This is a genomic window from Gemmatimonadota bacterium (genome assembly GCA_026705765.1).
In the GTDB taxonomy this organism is placed as follows: domain Bacteria; phylum Latescibacterota; class UBA2968; order UBA2968; family UBA2968; genus VXRD01.
Genome location: JAPPAB010000176.1, coordinates 1 through 16,374 on the forward strand (window position 1 = coordinate 1; position 16,374 = coordinate 16,374).

Below are 16,374 nucleotides of genomic sequence, written 5' to 3' on the forward strand. Positions count from 1 at the left end.
CACAAATTTTGAGGTGTGTTAAATATGATTAATGGGTTGGTGGATAGCTTTAATGGGTTGGATGTGTCTCATCTTTGTAGGGTTGAATATTCTGTTATCCGGCAATAAGACGGAGACAGTTTTTAGGAGTTAAAATTTACCGGATAGCACTTTAGACTTTTTAGGGCCTTAGGAATGTGCTTTTTGCTCAGGCCATATATTTAGGCGCAGAGATAATTCGAAATACTACACTCTACTTTGGCTACCAAAGCTAACTATTCTTCTTGGTTCAGTTGATATGGGGAATGAGCATATGGTTAGAAAGCATGTCGTGATTTCTGGCACGGGAAGGACAGGCACTACATTTCTTGTCCAATTACTTACATACCTTGGACTTGATACGGGATTTAAACCAGATGATCTGGAAGTACATGAAATCTCTAATGCCGGTCTAGAACACGATATTCGGCGGAATGATGTGCCCTACATTGTAAAGTCTCCTTGGTTTTGTAATTATGCAGAAGAGGTCGTTTTGAGGGAAGACATTCATATTGAGCATGTTTTTATTCCTGTGCGAGATCTTTTTTCAGCTGCAGAAAGCAGGAGGCAGGTGACAAGAAAGGCCTTAGTGAAATCAACTTTGAAACAGCGGATTCGACATTTTTTTCAACCACGAGTAGCAGTACCTGGCGGAGTATATGCTGCAAACCCTGGTCACCAGGAATTAGTACTTCTTGAGCAATTCTATAAACTTTCATTGGCTCTATCAAGAACATTCATTCCTATCACACTTTTGAACTTTCCAGAAATTATCCAGAACAGCCGTTTTTTATACGAAAAGTTAAAGCCAATCCTTGGGCAAACTGACTTTGGAAGCTTCAACGAAATTTTCAAGTCTACAGTTAGACCTGAATTGGTCCACACATTTGATCGCAAAATCATCCGAACATGAGTTTGTAACTCAAATGGGATTTGTTGCACGAAAGAAAGGATAAAAAAAAAGGCTCTAAGGTCTGGAGTATTGGCCTTAATCTATTTGGGTACAGGAGTGAGATGATGATACCGATCTTCATTGTACTATACAAAATGCCTCAGATTGAAAGGCGCTGTATAGAAACCTTAATGCAGCATACAAACTTAAGATTTGCTGAGCCAATTGTATATGACAACGGTCCTAAAAACCAGAATTTAGCGGTCGTATGGAATGAGATGATTGAACATTATCAGGGGTGGAGAAATGACTCTGACCAGATAGGTGTTTTGCTCAATACCGATTGTTTCGTTACCCCGGGTTGGCTGGAAAAGCTCTTACAAATTATGAAAAAATATGAAAAAGTTGGCTTCGTTGGGCCTATGACTAATAACTGCAAGACAAAGCAGAAAGCCTCTCTTTTTTATTCTTCACGCTTTTTTAAAAATCGCGTTCTATTTGATCAGCGTCTGTCTGGATTCTGTCTTATGTTTCGCCGTCAGGCTTGGATAGACGCCGGTCGATTTCCAGAAGATAGTCCTTTTTATGGCCAAGAATCGGCTCTTATATGGAATGCTCAATGTTTAGGCTGGCGAACTGCAATTGCATGTGGCTGTTGGGTAGAGCACTTGGGCAGTGCTAGTGCTCGCGCTGCAGAATTGCGAGGAGAAATTATATATGAAGAAGAGAGACAGAAAGGTCGGGAATGGATAGCCGCTTATAAAGTTAGAATGTCTCAAAGAGATAAAGATTAACCTATCATTACCTGATAGTTTGTGCCACTATGGACAGGACTTTCTATAGTTGAATTCTGATATATCTGTGGGATCTGTGACCCAAAATTTGAACCAGTTATTAGACTAATTTACGCTAAGGATCAGCCGTGATATTTCTCATAATAATTGCCTGCACCACTTGTTGTGGCGTACGATAGCTCAAGGCAGAATGCCGTCGATCTTGATTGTAATACGTCATTTGCGCCTCTGTCACACAGATAAGTTCTGCCAAAGAGTCTGCGTGCATAATCAAAGTTTTGTTTTCTGTCTTAAAACGTCCCCAGAAGGACTCTATCCACGGATTATCTTTTGCCCCATTCATCGCAAAAGAAATCCCTGCACGTTCTCTTATCAATACACGGTGTAACCAGTCGTATGAGGTGTAAACCGAATCGCGGTCGTGATGAATGAGGATGTCCGAAAGTCTCCTGCCCAAACAGGCCAAGTTATTTTGCAACTGATTGAGGCAGTATATCGCCAGGGCACGATTGCGATGTGCGCCCACGCCAAAGCCTGCGATCCATCTTGTCTGGATGTCTAAAAAGGCCATTAACCACGCTTTTTTATCACCCTGACAATAGAGCAGTTCTGTAAAGTCGGTGCAAAAGACACGCAAGGGATCAACGGTGCGTTTCTGGACCAAATTAGCGTCTTGTCCCACTTGGCTTATCAGCTTTAATACCGGATTCTTGCCACGCTTTGGCAGATGACGAGGTAAGTCCAACTCATAGGTTGCCAAGATCTTACGCAACCGCTTATGATTGATCACGATGCCAGCACGCGCTATCAGGTCTTCCTTGATGCGACGATACCCATAATCGGGGTGATGCCTGATTGTGGTGACGATCTCGGCCTTTATCTGTGCATCTGCGCTCGAACAAGAGGCCCGACCACGACGGTAGGCAAGCGTCCCTTTCGACAAGCCTAAGGCACGGCAGCACGCATTCAGACCATACCTGCTCTTATGCTTTTCGACCAAAAAGACTTTGTCAGACACGCTCAACGGTTGCCTAAAAAATTTTTGAGCAAGGCCAGTTCGACTTCTTTCTGACCCAGCAATCGCTCCAACTCAGAAAGACGTGTCTCATACGTTTTGACTGTATCATTGCCAGAGAAAATCTCTGCACTACTATCAAGGAACTGACGCTTCCATTTTGACAGACTCACCGGATGCACATCGTAAGCACGCGCGATTTCTGCATCCTCTTTGTCTGAGGTCAATGCCTCTAACACGATCTGGAACTTGAGTTTAGCGGAGTAGGACTTCTTGGTTTTCTTACCCATGGTATCTCCTCCTGTTGGTGAGAAAATACCACGCTGACACCCAATGTCAATTAGCCTTTATACCGGTTCAAATTTTGGGGCGCACCTCAGTGAGATCAATCGGATGACTATGATAAGATCAATTCTTAATTTAATACTATCCTATAGATTCTGGCAGTTATTGAAGATTCAAGAGATATTTCTTTTAGAAATTATGGGATTATCTTCTTGGGCTCTTCTCGGCTCATTACTTGTGTGTAATACGGCCTTGGCTGAAGATATATGGAGAAGCAAGCTCTATCCGTTGGACTGGAAACCTGGGCACAAAGACTCCAATGGCAATTTTCTACATGATTTCTCATTTGCAGGGTATAAAAGAGGCGAGAAGGAGATTCCCATATTTTCAAAAACAATGAAAGTTGATGTGACTGAAGATGTATTCGGTGCTGATCCGACGGGAATAAAAGAATCCACAACTGGTATTCAAGCAGCTATAGACTTTGTGGGCAAAAGTGGCGGAGGGATTGTTCATATTCCAGTAGGCGTATACCGAATAAAACCTGCTCAAGACAAGGCCTTTACACTCAAGATTTCATATGATAATGTGATCTTAAGAGGTGATGGTGTCGACAAGACATTTCTATTTAATGACGAACCTTACATGAGACATCGTAAGGTTATATTTATCACACCAAGAGGACCTTCAAACTGGCATTCGTCTACAGAATTGTCAGTGGATATAGTGCAGGACTTAACTGAACCGACTACACGAATCCCTCTTTCTGATGTATCACATTTTAAAGAAAATGATCAGATTGTCATAATAAGCGACGCAACAGATTCCTTTCTAACAGAGCATGATATGTTAGGATATTGGTCTCAAGACACACTTGGCGGGCCGATATTTTATCGTCAAATTGTCAAGATAGATAGCGAAGTAAAGATCGTAGAAATTGATATCCCTACGCGTTATTATCTGTTGAGGAGAGATCATGCTCGTATTTATAAAATTGATAGCTACATAGAAGGTGTCGGGATAGAAAATTTATCGATTGGTATGAGGGAAAACCCTAAACCTAATATCAGTAGCTTCGATTGGTATTTTAGAGACACGGCAGGTTACGAGGTACATAACTCCCACGTCATTTTCATCCGCAACGCGATTGATTGTTGGGTGCAGAAGGTTAATACTTTTCGTCCCAAAGGCAATCAAAGGAAATACCACATCTTATCGCACGGAATAAAAATTACGGCATCTCGAAACATAACTATTCGCAACTGTGACTTTCGTTATCCTCAATATAAAGGCCGAAATGGTAATGGGTATCTCTACTCAATTTCTGGAAGCGATTGCCTAATTCAAAATTGTATTGCCGTCGGGGGGAGACACAATTTTTCATTCTCTGGCATTCAGGCTACGGGAAATGTTATACATAGATGTGTGTCTAAACATGGACAACTACCGAGTGATTTTCATAGAAATTTAAGCATAGCGAATTTAATCGATAATATGACGCTTAAAAAAGATTGGCTGGAGGCCCGATATCGACTGGGATCTCTTTCGGGGTTGCTTAATTCCAAAGTCCATGGACATCCTACGACACAATCAGTTTTTTGGAATACTCGTGGTATCGCTTATCACCCCCAAAGTGGATCTGTAATCATTGATTCAAGGCAAGTTGGACAAGGATATATTATTGGAACGCAAGGGTTGTGCCATAAGATTACTTTAAGGCCTCTAACAATATGGTTAAAACTAACACAGTACCTCTTTAGTCGAAATACTGCGCCCGATGATTTTGTGGAAGGTGTAGGGACTGGCAACTTGCTATCACCTGAATCTCTATATGAAGATCAACTAGATAAAAGATTGAGATCCGTAAGAGAGCTAAATTGAATACTAGGTTGAGGAAAGATTATGAACGATATAGAGACATATTTCCTACATATGAAGGAAAATAATAGATAAAAGGTTTTATACTGTAACTCTTCCTTGATTTTTATCCACTCTTTAGAGGAGCAATATAGAAATGTCAAAAAAAAAGATCCTCTTTCATAGCCAACATCTGCACGGTGTCGGGCATCATTTTCGCACACTTCAAATCGTTCGTGAGCTTAGTGAAAGGCATGAAATTTATTGGGTAGAGGGGGGAAGAAGAATCCCTGATTCAGATATACCTGAACCGGTTAAAATTATACAACAAGAACCCATATATTTTTCTAATTGGGGAAGATTAATTTCTGCAAACCGCAAAATATCATTAAAGGAAGCTTTGAATAGTAGAAAACGGGTTTTAAAAGAGGTAATTGAGACTATAAAACCTGATATTTTTTTTATCGAATATTTCCCCTTTCGGTGGACATTAGCTAATGAATTAATGCAGGCACTAAGCATAGTCAAGACATTGAATAGTTCTTGTAAGGTTGTATGTTCTTTAAGAGATGTTCCTCGCGAAAGCCCAGCGACCTCTCATCTTTCTAATCGGGTCCCACCTGATCCCCTCGCTAAGTGGTATAAAAAGAAATTTTATACTAAGAACCCTCTACTCACACCACAAGAGCGTGAAAGACGCAAGGCAAGATTATACTATGAGCAGGTTGTTTCAACATTGAACTCCAATTTTGAGTGTTTGCTTGTACATACAGATCCTCGAGTTAACACATTAGATCAATACTTTCCTTGGATAGAAAAATTACAAATTGAAATCTTGTATACTGGATATGTTGCCCAAAGGATTAGTGAAAAATCTATTGATTACACTCATCCATTTGTTCTAGTGAGTTCAGGTGGGGGCGCGGATGCATATAAAATCGTAAAACCCTGTATTGATGCTTGGAAACTCCTATATCGGCACAATAAAATTAACAATCGCCAGATGATCATCTTTACTGGACTCTTTATTCCCCAGTCAAAATATAAGAAACTCCAAAGAGGGTGTGAAAATGGTCCTTTTAAGATTGAGATGTTTACTAATGATTTCATTCATTGGATGAAGGCTGCAGATTTTTCTATCAGTCGTGCAGGGTATAATACCTGTATGAATATTTTAGAAACAAAAACACCTGCTTTAGTTGTGCCAAGCGGGTTGACAAATGATCAATACTTGAGAGGGCAGACACTGAGTAATCTAGGCTTAGTTGAGATGATTATGGCAAAAGATCTGAGACCTCATCGGATTGCTGAGAGTATTGAAAGAGGCGTATTGTCTTCACACTCTGTTCATGACATTTCAATGGACGGAGCAAAGCGAACGGCAGATATTCTGTCGGTAATTTAGCATTACATTTATTCACTCCTAAGCGCATTTACTGAATTTGCTTGTGCTGCCCTTATTGTCTGAGTGATGATCGTTGTTAGGGCAATTATTAAGGACAAAAAACCACCTATTAGAAATAAACCAAGCCCCAAGTCAATACGATAAGCAAACTGATCCAGCCAATTTTCCGCAATAATGTAAGCTATAGGTGCCGCTATAACATTGGCTATAATCACGAGTATCGCTTGATCTTTAACCAACAGAAGCACAATTTGTGGAACAGAGGCCCCCAGAACCTTTCGTACAGCAATTTCTTTATTACGCACTTGCACCGTGTGGGCAATAAGTCCTAGCAATCCAAAGCAGGCCACGAAAATTGTCAACAAAGACAATATTGTAACCACCTGTTGTATACGGCGTTCTTTTGAATAAAATAGGTCCAGATGTTCGTCGAGGAATTGAAACTCAAAAGAGCGATTAGGTAGGTAGGCTTTCCATATATCTTCTAGAAAATCCATAGTGCGCTGAATGTTCTCTGTCTGAATATCTAGAGTAACATAGTTATAGGTTACAGAATATTCTAAAAAGAGCGGACCAATGGGATTGTAGAGCGTATTGTTGTGAAAGTCCTCAAAAATGCCGATAACTGTGTAATCTGAATTCCGAACCTGAACGATATCGCCTATTCCTAACCCACCCAGCCGTTGAGAAGCCGTTTGATTGAACAGCAAGTATTTGTCTCTATCTCTTTCATTGGGACTAAAGGCTCGCCCTTCTCTTATCGAAATGTCATACACATTTGTAAAATCATGGTCCACCGGTAATCGATGTACAGTGATGGAATCAACCATTCCCGGTCGATTAACCTTCCTAACATCTCGGGTATTCTCCCACCCTGGTGGATAAGCCGATGCAGTAAATCCAACAACATCTGGTGACTCGAGAAATCGTGCACGGATGGTTTCGAATTTGTCCAGTAAAGATTGATCCTCCCGAAATAGAGGAATGACCACTAGACCATCCTTCTTAAATCCGAGATTGATGGTTCGAATATTATACATTTGCGCTTGTACTATCAATGTGACAATAATCAGCACGACTGCAATCGTAAACTGGGTAATAACAAGTCCTTGTCTGAGATAAGACCTACCTATTGAAATAGTCCGTGATTTCTTGAGTGCTTGAGATGGGTGAAGGTTCGATAAGAACAATGCGGGATAAACTCCTGCACAAAGGCCTGTAACGATAGCCATAATTAAGCAGAAAATCCAAGACCAAAAATTGAGACTCAAATTTGTTACAAAAAATCCATTCAACAAAGGAATAGCTGCTTGAGCAAGGACCATTGCAAGTATAGACGAGCATGTCGACATTAAAAACATCGCAAAGAGGAATTGCTTAGCTAGATGTAAACGGGTTGCTCCTAAAACTTTGTGTATACCAACTTCCAGAGCGCGATCTTCAGCATGGGCTGTAACCAGATTCACAAAATTGATACAAGCGATTAAAAGCAAGAAACCACCGGCAAATGCAAGGGCATAGCAATGATAAATATCACCAAAAGGTGGATGAAATTTCGCACGACTCAATTTAAAATCGTGTTTGGCATAGAGGTGTGTTCTGAGAAGAGGTAGAAGGTCGTATCGTTCTTGATTAGAGACCCCCTTTGCCCAGTGTCGGGAAGCAAGCTTGTCGAGCTTTTCGCGAAGGTTTTCTGGCGTTGTCCCTGAAGTTAGGCGAATGAATGTATAGATAAAGAAACTCTGTGATGAATGTCGCCAATTTTCCCAATTGAAAGAGATGCTCTCACTTGTTGAAGCATGGCGGCTAACTACAAGGTCAAACAGGAGTTCTGCCGAAGTTTCGGAAGGAGGATCGCGCAAAACGTCCGCAATTAGAAAATCGCCTTCGAGCCACTTAAACTCAATACGAATAGACCGGCCAACGACATCAATCGAACCAAAAAGTTTTTTGGCCAAACGTTCTGTTAAATAAACAGTTCCTGGCGTAATTTGGGAAACCGTCCTGCCATGAATGGTAGGAAACGTAAAAAATGTCAAAAAATTATCATCAGCTATCGTACCCGAAACTTTAAAGCCTCGATTTGAAATACCTGCCCACATTGGACGTGTTATGAACCTTGTCATAGCTTCAACTTCTGGAATCTCGGATAAGAACGCTGGTCCTGCCGGTCCTTCTAAGCCTCGAGAATAGTAACCATTACCAGCATCAGATGATACTCGGTAACGTAAAACCCGATAAATGCGGTTTGCCTCTTTATGGTAGATATCATAGCTGAATTCTTGTTGTAACAAAAGAAGAATCAACAGACATACCGCCATGCAAGTAGCCAGCCCTACTACATTCAAGAGCTTATAGACACCGTGGCGTTTCAAATTTCGTACAAAAACCAGAAGCAAGGGAGTAATCATCCAGAACCCCACATAAAAAGTTTTAATTTTAATTTTAATTTTAATTTTGATCGTAGTTCTATATATCAATATCGGTTTTTTTGGGGCCCATAGCAAAGATTTTTTGTGCCTAATCTACATACTTATAGGCACTTAAAATAAAAAAGCTCAGCTAAGAGCGTGAAATCCGAAGATGTAGAACTCAAGCTAGCTGTCTAATCGTCAGGGATACGCTCTGACACCATCCATAACAGTTGATCGCACGTACACTCAAACGACAGAAAATAGAAGCCTTGATTGGGTGTATGGTGCTAAACGCTTTTGGTTATTTGGGAAAACCCGATGCGGTTAAAATCGAGACGTTTTCACAATACGTGCGTATTTGGATTATTGGCTTGCTCTGATTTTTTATGTAACAAAGTCGAGAGGATGTATGATGTTGGCAAGAATATATGATGCTGCGCAATCAAACTTTAACAAAGCTTATATTGGAAAAAGAGATGATGTGTTGAGTCTATTGCCTTATACCGCTAAACGAGTGCTTGACATTGGTTGTAGTGTTGGCACTTTGGGAGCAGCGATTAAAAAAACTTTAGGGGCTCACATGACTGGGGTAGAATTGTCAAAAAAAATGGCTAATGTTGCTTCTTCGAAACTGGACAGAGTTTTGTGCGGCAAAATTGAGGATATATTTGAGAGAAACCTGCTGGAAGATTGCTCATTTGATGTCATTATTTTTTCGGATGTGCTCGAACATCTTGAAAATCCTTGGGGCATATTAAAGAAAAGCCTGAAATATCTAACGTCTGATGGGACAATAATCGCCTCAATTCCCAATGTTAGACATATAGATACAATCTACAACCTTATATTGAAAGGTTACTGGCCATATAGAGAACGAGGTATTCATGACCACACACATCTTCGATTTTTCACAAAGAGAAACATCTTTGAACTGTTTGATGCTGCTGGACTTACAATTACTAAATTGGAAGTGACTTATAGAATTTTCGAATGGACCGGAAAATACCGAAAATTATCAAACCTAATCCGTTATATGCCATGTAATGATTTTTTTGCATTTCAATACCTGATTGTGGCAAATATAACTACCAAAGGATAAATTGAGCGCGATTCAGCACGTCTGTCTATTAAAGTTAGAATAGAGATATTTTTGAAAGGCAACTTGGTGCCGATGGTTGTTGCGCGCTTGCAACTATAAACTCTCAGACATTTAAGGTTGCTCTAAAACAGCCTGTTTTCAGTGTGAGTAATGGAAAGGAAAATATAATGTTGCCAAGTCTAATCATTATAGGTGCAATGAAAAGTGGAACAACGAGTCTTCACAACTTTCTAAGTCGGCATCCAGAAATCCATATGTCGACACCGAAGGAACTATACTTTTTTGATATAAAAAATAATTGGACAAAAGGAGTTGATTGGTACGAATCCCACTTTTCAGAAGATGCGAAGATCAATGGAGAATCAAGTACTAATTATACTAAATTTCCAACTATTAAAGGTGTACCAAAGCGTATGCATTCTGTAATTCCCAAGACTAAATTGATCTATATTGTAAGAGATCCCATAGAGAGAATCATATCTCACTATATACACAATTTTGCAGCAGGGCGCGAATCTCTAGAAATTTCTGAAGCCCTAAAAAATATAAATCGGAATCGCTATATCTATCCCAGTTTGTATCACAAGCAAATACAACAATACTTAGGATTTTATTCAAGGGATAGAATCCAAATAATCGTATTTGAAGAATTGCTATATTCTCCTCAAACGCAATTAAAAAAAATTTTAGATTTTTTAGAAGTCGATTCTGATCTGATAGATACACGGTTTTTTTTAAAATCTCATGAGTCGTCCAGAAAAATTAAATTAAATAAGGTTGGGTCTTTCTTTGCAAGCGTTCCTTGGGTACCGAACATAAATCTAAAGCCATTTCTTGTGCCAATAATTGGCAGGAAGATTCCACGTCCAACGTTAGATTTAAATTTTAAAAAAAAATTAAAAGAATATTTACAGGAGGACATAGAGAATCTAAGGGAATTGATTCAGAATGACCTATCGTGCTGGAATTTATAGAGCAATGGACTTGACCCGTTTTGGATGCTGTTACCGAATTGGGCAAGAGGAAGTCTGCGGTTGGAAAAACGGCTGTTTGTGGCCTGAATTCAGGCTTATGTTTAGTTGCATCGGGACATAATTCGAAATTCGGCAACAGCATCGTTTTGGTGGATGTACCTTATCAGCATCCGCCCCCGCATGGGGTTATGTATGAAGGGAACTCAATGTGTCATTCCGGCGTAAGCCGGAATCCAGACTTGTTCAGTGAAAAATAGGCATTGTAAGTTACTGCGACACAGTAAGTTTCTTAGGAGTAGTTAGAAAGGAGACCCGCTATGCCACCAACACGTCCACCTTTTCCATCCGAGTTGAAACGTCAGACCGTCGAGCTTGTGCGCGCTGGTCGCAGTCCTGCCGAGTTGGCCAGTTAGCCAAAGCGCACCAGGCACTTTGGCCAATCGCCACGCAATGCCGAGTCCTGGGTGTCTCCCTCAGTGGGTATTATGCTTGGCGAGCACGTCCACCCTCTATACGAGCAATGGTCGATGCAGACCTCAAAGAGCACATCAAAGCCTTCCACACTCGTTCGGATGGCACCTATGGTTGCCCCTCGCATCTGGAGAGATCTGATGGATATAAGCATTAGAGTCAGTAAGAAGCGCATAGCTCGTCTGATGCGTAAGATGGGCATTTGTGGCATAAGCTGCAGAAAGAGCACACAAACCACTGTTAAGGCGCATCAGGCTAATAAGGCCCCGATCTGGTAAAGAGAGACTTCACGGTCGCAACGGTCAATAAACTCTGGGTGGCTGACATCACCTATATACCCACCTACTCTGGCTTCTTGTATCTCAGTGTTGTCATAGATGCCTTCTCTCGCCGCGTCGTGGGCTGGGCAATGGCGAGCCACTTGCAAAGTGAGTTAGTCTTGTCAGCTTTAAATATGGCCCTTTACCAGCGCCGACCCGAAGACGTGATCCATCACTCTGACCAGGGGGCGCAATATACCTCGATAGCATTTGGAAAGCGTTGTCGTGAAGCAGGCGTACGTCCCTCTATGGGGTCTGCTGGCGACTGCTATGACAACGCGCTGTGCGAGAGCTTCTTTGCCACCTTAGAATGTGAGTTGATCAATCGCCGGTCCTTCCGTACGCATAAGGAAGCGCGCTTGGCTATCTTCTCCTACATTGAAGGATGGTATAATCCGCATCGCAGGCATTCTTCCATTGCCTACCATGCGCCGATAGCTTATGAAAAACTGCATCTATCACGGGCTTGAAACACAAGCCCTAAACTCTCCACCCAAGCGGGGTAACTCCAGTCTGCGATTAGAAAAACGGCTATTTTTGGCCTGAATGCAGGCTCTGTAAGCCCTATGTTTAGTTGCATCGAGACAGATTCGGAATTCGGCAACAGCATCCAAAGCGGGGTAACTCTAGGAGAACAAACATGAAGAATGAAACTGATAATATTAAAAAAAAAGCAGAAAATTTCAAAAATATGGGCTACTTAGTCACCAAACGCTTTGTAGATAATGAAATGTTAAAACTCTTTGAAATGTATGCTTTAATGTATAAAGATCGCGGTCTTTATTTTCAATATGATCAGTCCGGTCTTGGGCATTATGCTGATATTTTGAGTGAGTGCTTATTATTATATATACAACCCTCAATAGAAAAATACGTTGATTTAGATTTGATCCCTACATATTCCTACTTAAGAATTTATGGCCATGGAGATACACTGAAAGCACATGTAGATAGATCTGCCTGTGAAATTAGTTGCTCGCTTGTTATTGGTTATAAAAGCGAAAAACTCTGGCCGCTTTTTGTAAAAGCAAGAGGCGAAGATATTCCGATTGAACTCGATCAGGGCGATGCACTCATTTATAAAGGTTGTGAAATTCCTCATTGGAGAGATCAATTTAAAGGAGAATATTGGATTCAAGTTTTCCTTCACTATGTCAATGCTAAAGGAAAAAAGACTGCATTTCGATATGATAAAAGAAAAAAAATAGGAGTCCCTCGAATTCCTGGAATATCACGCCAAATGTTGAATGCCATTGGAGTTCGTGTGTGGACTTTGATTGATCAGCCTCACAGTGTTTCTGAATTATGCGATATTTTGACACAAGAATTTGACTTAGAAAAAAAACAGGTATGGTTTGGAGTAACTACATTTTTACAACTAATGATATCTACCAATAGAGTTAAATTTATTAAAAATCATGGTCAAGCTCGAAAAATTTCGTAAAATGTAGCTCTTGGATTTGATCCGTTTTAGTGGACAACTTATCTTTTTCAGAGAAAGGAGTCCAAAATGGGCAGAAAAGATCATATCCAGCAGCATTTCGCCAGCAAATGGTCGATCTGGTCAGATCGGGTCGCAGTGTTAACGATTTAGCCAAAAAGTTTGAGCCGACTGCCCAGACGACTAGTGCCTAGGTGCGTCAAGCTGACCGCGATTAGGGTCGTCGCGAAGACGGGTTGACGAGCCGTGAGCGAGTAGAGCTTCAGCAAATACGCAAAGAGAATAAATACTTGCGTCAAGAGCGCGAGATACTGCCAAAAGCAGCGGAGAGCGACGCGATCCCTAGAAAATCTTCGCGTTAGTCAAAGCGCACCAGACTTTTTGGCCAATCGCCGATCCTTCCGTACGCAGCGCGTCTGGCTATTTCTCCTACATTGAAGGATGGTATAATCCGCATCGCAGGCATTCTTCTATCGCCTATCAGGCGCCGATAGCTTACGAAAAGTTGTACAATCACAGGCTTGAAACACAAGCCCTAAATACTCCACCAAAGCGGGATAACTCCAGGTGATTTCTTTTGAACATTAACATCGATAAACTCTTTCTCTCGCCAGAATTTTATCCTATCAGTATAAATGTCTGTTCTTATACAGTCACTTTTATACATCTAAATAGGCAACGCTTTCTGAATCTTACTTTCCATGATTTTTCTACCTTAGAGAATGAATCCGAAAAGTTTCAGGTCAAATTAGATGATCTTTTGGATTTGCATAAAATGCAAACTCCACCACAGCGTCCTGTTAATTTTATTTTTCATACTGCCTTTTGCGGTTCAACTTTATTAGCAAGGTATCTCGACCAGCCAGGCTGGACATTTGTTTATAGGGAGCCAGCGATATTAACATCGCTGGTAACACATCGTTTCAGAAGAACGCTGAATTCTAGCTTATGGAGTGATACTTTCAAAATGAGTATAACCTTATTATCTCGTACGGATTCTTGTAATGAAGTCCCTATTATTAAACTTCACGACGGATGCAGTAGTATAGTCCATCACCTTCTGTCATTGCATCCAGATTCAAAAGGACTTATCCTTTATACAGACTGGTACTCATTCCTATTATCAATATTTAGACACCCATTCAGAAGAAAGTGGGTGAGGGATAGGTTGCAATTAACTAACTGTCGAGATCACGATTTGCTACATGACGTGGATATAGCCTCTCTTACTGACTCGGAAGCTACTGCCTATCTTTGGATGGCGCAAATGTATACATATCTTAAAGCAATAGAGTATCATACAAGACGTTTATATAGCCTTGAATGCAACATACTTTTCCAAAGCCCTCAAAATGCGCTTCGAGCGATTATGGATCACTTTTGTATTTCATCATCTTATGGGGTTGTCATTGATGATATTGCACGCCATGAAAAAATCCATGCAAAATTTGGGCATGAATATGATGCGAAAGTAAGTGCTGCACAGAATGCATTCATTGCAAAGATATATAAAAATGAAATTAGAATGGCACATAGAATGATTGAGAAAGTTGCTGTAAAGAATCCTCTTATCACAAAATTACCCCTATCTATTTGTGAAAATAAATAGAGTTGCCCCGGGTCAAGGGTCAAGTCCATTTCTCATGAAGAGTTAGCATAGAATAGAGATTTTAATTTTTGGTCAAGTGTATAAAAAACCACGTCCTTTGGGTGTGGTTGTTTGGTTTATACTACTAATGTTTTCGACAGGGATCAAAACCGCGATTGTTTGCTCTCCATGCTGGTATGCACATCGATCAACACGGTTTTGCCATCGGCGTTTAGTCGCTGTGCTTCTTGTAGTGCAGGGCGCATTTCGCCCGCTTTTTTGACGGTGATGCCCACAGCGCCCATGCCTTCGGCTATTTGGGCGTAGTTGCCCTGCATATTGGAAACGCCGTAGCGTTCGCGGGCTACGGGAAATCCGCCGGGATATGTCGCCATGCCACCGTTGTTCAAAAGTACGGTTGTAATGGGAATGCCTGCGCGAGCAGATGTTTCAATGTCCAGGCCGGACATGCCGAAGGCGCCATCTCCCATCATGTTGAGACAGAATTTGTCGGGGTGGGCGAGTTTGGCGCCGATCATCAGCGGGATGCCGAAACCGAGGTGGGTTGTTTTGCCCCAGCCGATGTAACTGTGGGGCGTGGTTGCGGTGTAAAATGGCACGATTGAGTCGCGGGGCGCGCCGGCGTCGTGTGTGACGATGCTGTTTTCGCGGTCGAGTGTGGTGTTGATTTCGTTGATGACGCGATAGGGGTTGAGGGGTTCTTCATTTGAGGTTAGCAGGGGGGTCCAGGTGTCGAGCCATTGTTTTTTGGCATGTGCGATCTCAGCGGCGACGCGGTCGGAATTTCTGGGTTCGCCAATTTGCGCTTTTACTTCGTCAATGATCGCTTGCAGGGTAAGTTTAGTGTCGCCGATTAATCCGATATCTACGGCTTCGTCTTTGTTGATGTCATCTGGATTATCGGTGTTTTGGATGAGTACTTTGACGGGGGGGACGGATTGGGCATAAGGCGTGCGGGTTAGACTGGATCCGAGCGCGAGGAGTACGTCGCAATTTTTGAGCCAGTGGTGTACGGGTCCCGTGGTTGCGCCGCTGCCAGCGCCGAGGGCGAGTGGATGGCGTTCGTCAAAGGCCGATTTGCCGGGCATGGTGCAGAATACGGGTGTGGCGGTGAGATCGGCCAGTTCTTCTATTTCATCTGTTGCCCCGGCAAATACGACCCCGTGTCCCGCCCAGATTACGGGGTTTTTTGCGGCGAGTAGTGCTGTGACGGCATCTTTGATGTCTCCAGATGAGGGGACCTGTTGTGCGCGTTTTGGCGAGTGATAATTTTGCGCGTCGGCGGGTATTTTTTCTGCACAGACATCGGAGGTCATTTCGACTACGACTGGACCAGAAATACCATTGCGAAGCGCGTGGAATGCGCGGCGCATTACGGTGCCGACATCTTCTGGTCGATAGATTGCCTCGACGCGTTTGACCCATCCGCGATACGTGTGGGTTGCGGAAAAATTGGGACGGACCGCGATTTGACTGAGTCTTACGCCGCCGGGGAGGACCAGTATTGGGACGTTGTCGGCATAGGCCTGGGCAATGCCACCCATTGCGTTTTCCGCACCGGCTTGTGCCTGTATAGCTACGACGCCGAATCGCTGTCGGTTGCTGGTGCGGCTAAAGCCGTCTGCGGCCATGACTGCTCCGCGTTCGTGGCGAAATGCGATTGGGCGGATGCTTTCTTTGGCTGCGGCCTCAATTAGCGGATTGCTGGGATAACAGGAGATCCATTCGACGCCTTCTTGTTTCAAAATGCGCGCGATGTATTCAATGCCGTTCATGAAAG

General features: G+C 42.2%; 12 protein-coding genes and 1 pseudogene. 9 read left to right on the top strand and 4 right to left on the bottom strand.

Annotated elements, in window-relative coordinates; all coding sequences use genetic code 11:
• Positions 1-292: 292 nt before the first annotated feature.
• Together OXH16_22400 and OXH16_22405 are read left to right on the top strand one after the other, a co-directional pair.
• Complete coding sequence (locus tag OXH16_22400; protein ID MCY3684157.1) at positions 293-931, top strand: hypothetical protein; 639 nt, start codon at positions 293-295, stop codon at positions 929-931.
• Between the two features lie 101 nt (positions 932-1,032).
• Positions 1,033-1,704: a glycosyltransferase gene (locus tag OXH16_22405; protein ID MCY3684158.1), complete on the top strand. Its 672-nt coding sequence runs from the start codon at positions 1,033-1,035 to the stop codon at positions 1,702-1,704.
• A 115-nt stretch (positions 1,705-1,819) separates the two neighbouring features.
• On the opposite strand, the gene OXH16_22410 is transcribed toward OXH16_22405, so the two are convergent.
• Both OXH16_22410 and OXH16_22415 read right to left on the bottom strand, forming a co-directional pair.
• A complete protein-coding gene (locus tag OXH16_22410) occupies positions 1,820-2,722 on the bottom strand; it encodes an integrase core domain-containing protein (GenBank protein MCY3684159.1) in 903 nt (300 codons plus the stop codon).
• A 2-nt stretch (positions 2,723-2,724) separates the two neighbouring features.
• The gene (locus OXH16_22415) at positions 2,725-3,009 is read right to left on the bottom strand and encodes a transposase (protein MCY3684160.1); all 285 of its coding nucleotides are present in this window, start codon (positions 3,007-3,009) and stop codon (positions 2,725-2,727) included.
• A gap of 109 nt (positions 3,010-3,118) precedes the next feature.
• Here OXH16_22415 and OXH16_22420 point away from each other — a divergent pair, with 109 nt between their 5' ends.
• Positions 3,119-4,885 (top strand): glycosyl hydrolase family 28-related protein, encoded by a 1,767-nt coding sequence (locus OXH16_22420; GenBank protein MCY3684161.1) that lies wholly within the window; start codon positions 3,119-3,121, stop codon positions 4,883-4,885.
• Between the two features lie 133 nt (positions 4,886-5,018).
• Entirely contained in the window at positions 5,019-6,266 is a 1,248-nt protein-coding gene (locus OXH16_22425; GenBank protein MCY3684162.1) for a glycosyltransferase, read from the top strand.
• Positions 6,267-6,274: 8 nt separating this feature from the next.
• On the opposite strand, the gene OXH16_22430 is transcribed toward OXH16_22425, so the two are convergent.
• Positions 6,275-8,677 carry an ABC transporter permease gene (locus OXH16_22430; GenBank protein MCY3684163.1) on the bottom strand — a complete coding sequence of 801 codons (2,403 nt, stop codon included), beginning with the start codon at positions 8,675-8,677 and terminating at the stop codon, positions 6,275-6,277.
• A gap of 412 nt (positions 8,678-9,089) precedes the next feature.
• Between OXH16_22430 and OXH16_22435 the strand changes: the two genes are divergently transcribed.
• From OXH16_22435 to OXH16_22455, 5 genes and pseudogenes are all read left to right on the top strand, one after another.
• Positions 9,090-9,779, top strand: a complete 690-nt coding sequence (locus OXH16_22435) for a class I SAM-dependent methyltransferase (protein ID MCY3684164.1) — start codon at positions 9,090-9,092, stop codon at positions 9,777-9,779.
• A gap of 167 nt (positions 9,780-9,946) precedes the next feature.
• Positions 9,947-10,753: a sulfotransferase gene (locus OXH16_22440; GenBank protein MCY3684165.1), complete on the top strand. Its 807-nt coding sequence runs from the start codon at positions 9,947-9,949 to the stop codon at positions 10,751-10,753.
• Between the two features lie 406 nt (positions 10,754-11,159).
• Positions 11,160-12,014 (top strand): annotated as a pseudogene (locus tag OXH16_22445) (IS3 family transposase).
• Positions 12,015-12,184: 170 nt separating this feature from the next.
• Positions 12,185-12,988 carry a PqqD family protein gene (locus tag OXH16_22450; GenBank protein ID MCY3684166.1) on the top strand — a complete coding sequence of 268 codons (804 nt, stop codon included), beginning with the start codon at positions 12,185-12,187 and terminating at the stop codon, positions 12,986-12,988.
• Between the two features lie 574 nt (positions 12,989-13,562).
• Positions 13,563-14,594 carry a hypothetical protein gene (locus OXH16_22455; protein ID MCY3684167.1) on the top strand — a complete coding sequence of 344 codons (1,032 nt, stop codon included), beginning with the start codon at positions 13,563-13,565 and terminating at the stop codon, positions 14,592-14,594.
• Positions 14,595-14,737: 143 nt separating this feature from the next.
• Here the strand turns inward: OXH16_22455 and OXH16_22460 are convergent, their stop codons facing one another.
• Entirely contained in the window at positions 14,738-16,369 is a 1,632-nt protein-coding gene (locus OXH16_22460; protein MCY3684168.1) for a thiamine pyrophosphate-requiring protein, read from the bottom strand.
• Positions 16,370-16,374: the final 5 nt, after the last annotated feature.

Coding starts and splice junctions, on each gene's coding strand:
- OXH16_22430 (MCY3684163.1), bottom strand. CDS start 8,677: ATGATTACTCCCTTGCTTCTGGTTTTTGTACGAAATTTGAAACGCCAC.
- OXH16_22420 (MCY3684161.1), top strand. CDS start 3,119: ATGATAAGATCAATTCTTAATTTAATACTATCCTATAGATTCTGGCAG.
- OXH16_22400 (MCY3684157.1), top strand. CDS start 293: ATGGTTAGAAAGCATGTCGTGATTTCTGGCACGGGAAGGACAGGCACT.
- OXH16_22405 (MCY3684158.1), top strand. CDS start 1,033: ATGATGATACCGATCTTCATTGTACTATACAAAATGCCTCAGATTGAA.
- OXH16_22425 (MCY3684162.1), top strand. CDS start 5,019: ATGTCAAAAAAAAAGATCCTCTTTCATAGCCAACATCTGCACGGTGTC.
- OXH16_22450 (MCY3684166.1), top strand. CDS start 12,185: ATGAAGAATGAAACTGATAATATTAAAAAAAAAGCAGAAAATTTCAAA.
- OXH16_22460 (MCY3684168.1), bottom strand. CDS start 16,369: ATGAACGGCATTGAATACATCGCGCGCATTTTGAAACAAGAAGGCGTC.
- OXH16_22435 (MCY3684164.1), top strand. CDS start 9,090: ATGATGTTGGCAAGAATATATGATGCTGCGCAATCAAACTTTAACAAA.
- OXH16_22415 (MCY3684160.1), bottom strand. CDS start 3,009: ATGGGTAAGAAAACCAAGAAGTCCTACTCCGCTAAACTCAAGTTCCAG.
- OXH16_22440 (MCY3684165.1), top strand. CDS start 9,947: ATGTTGCCAAGTCTAATCATTATAGGTGCAATGAAAAGTGGAACAACG.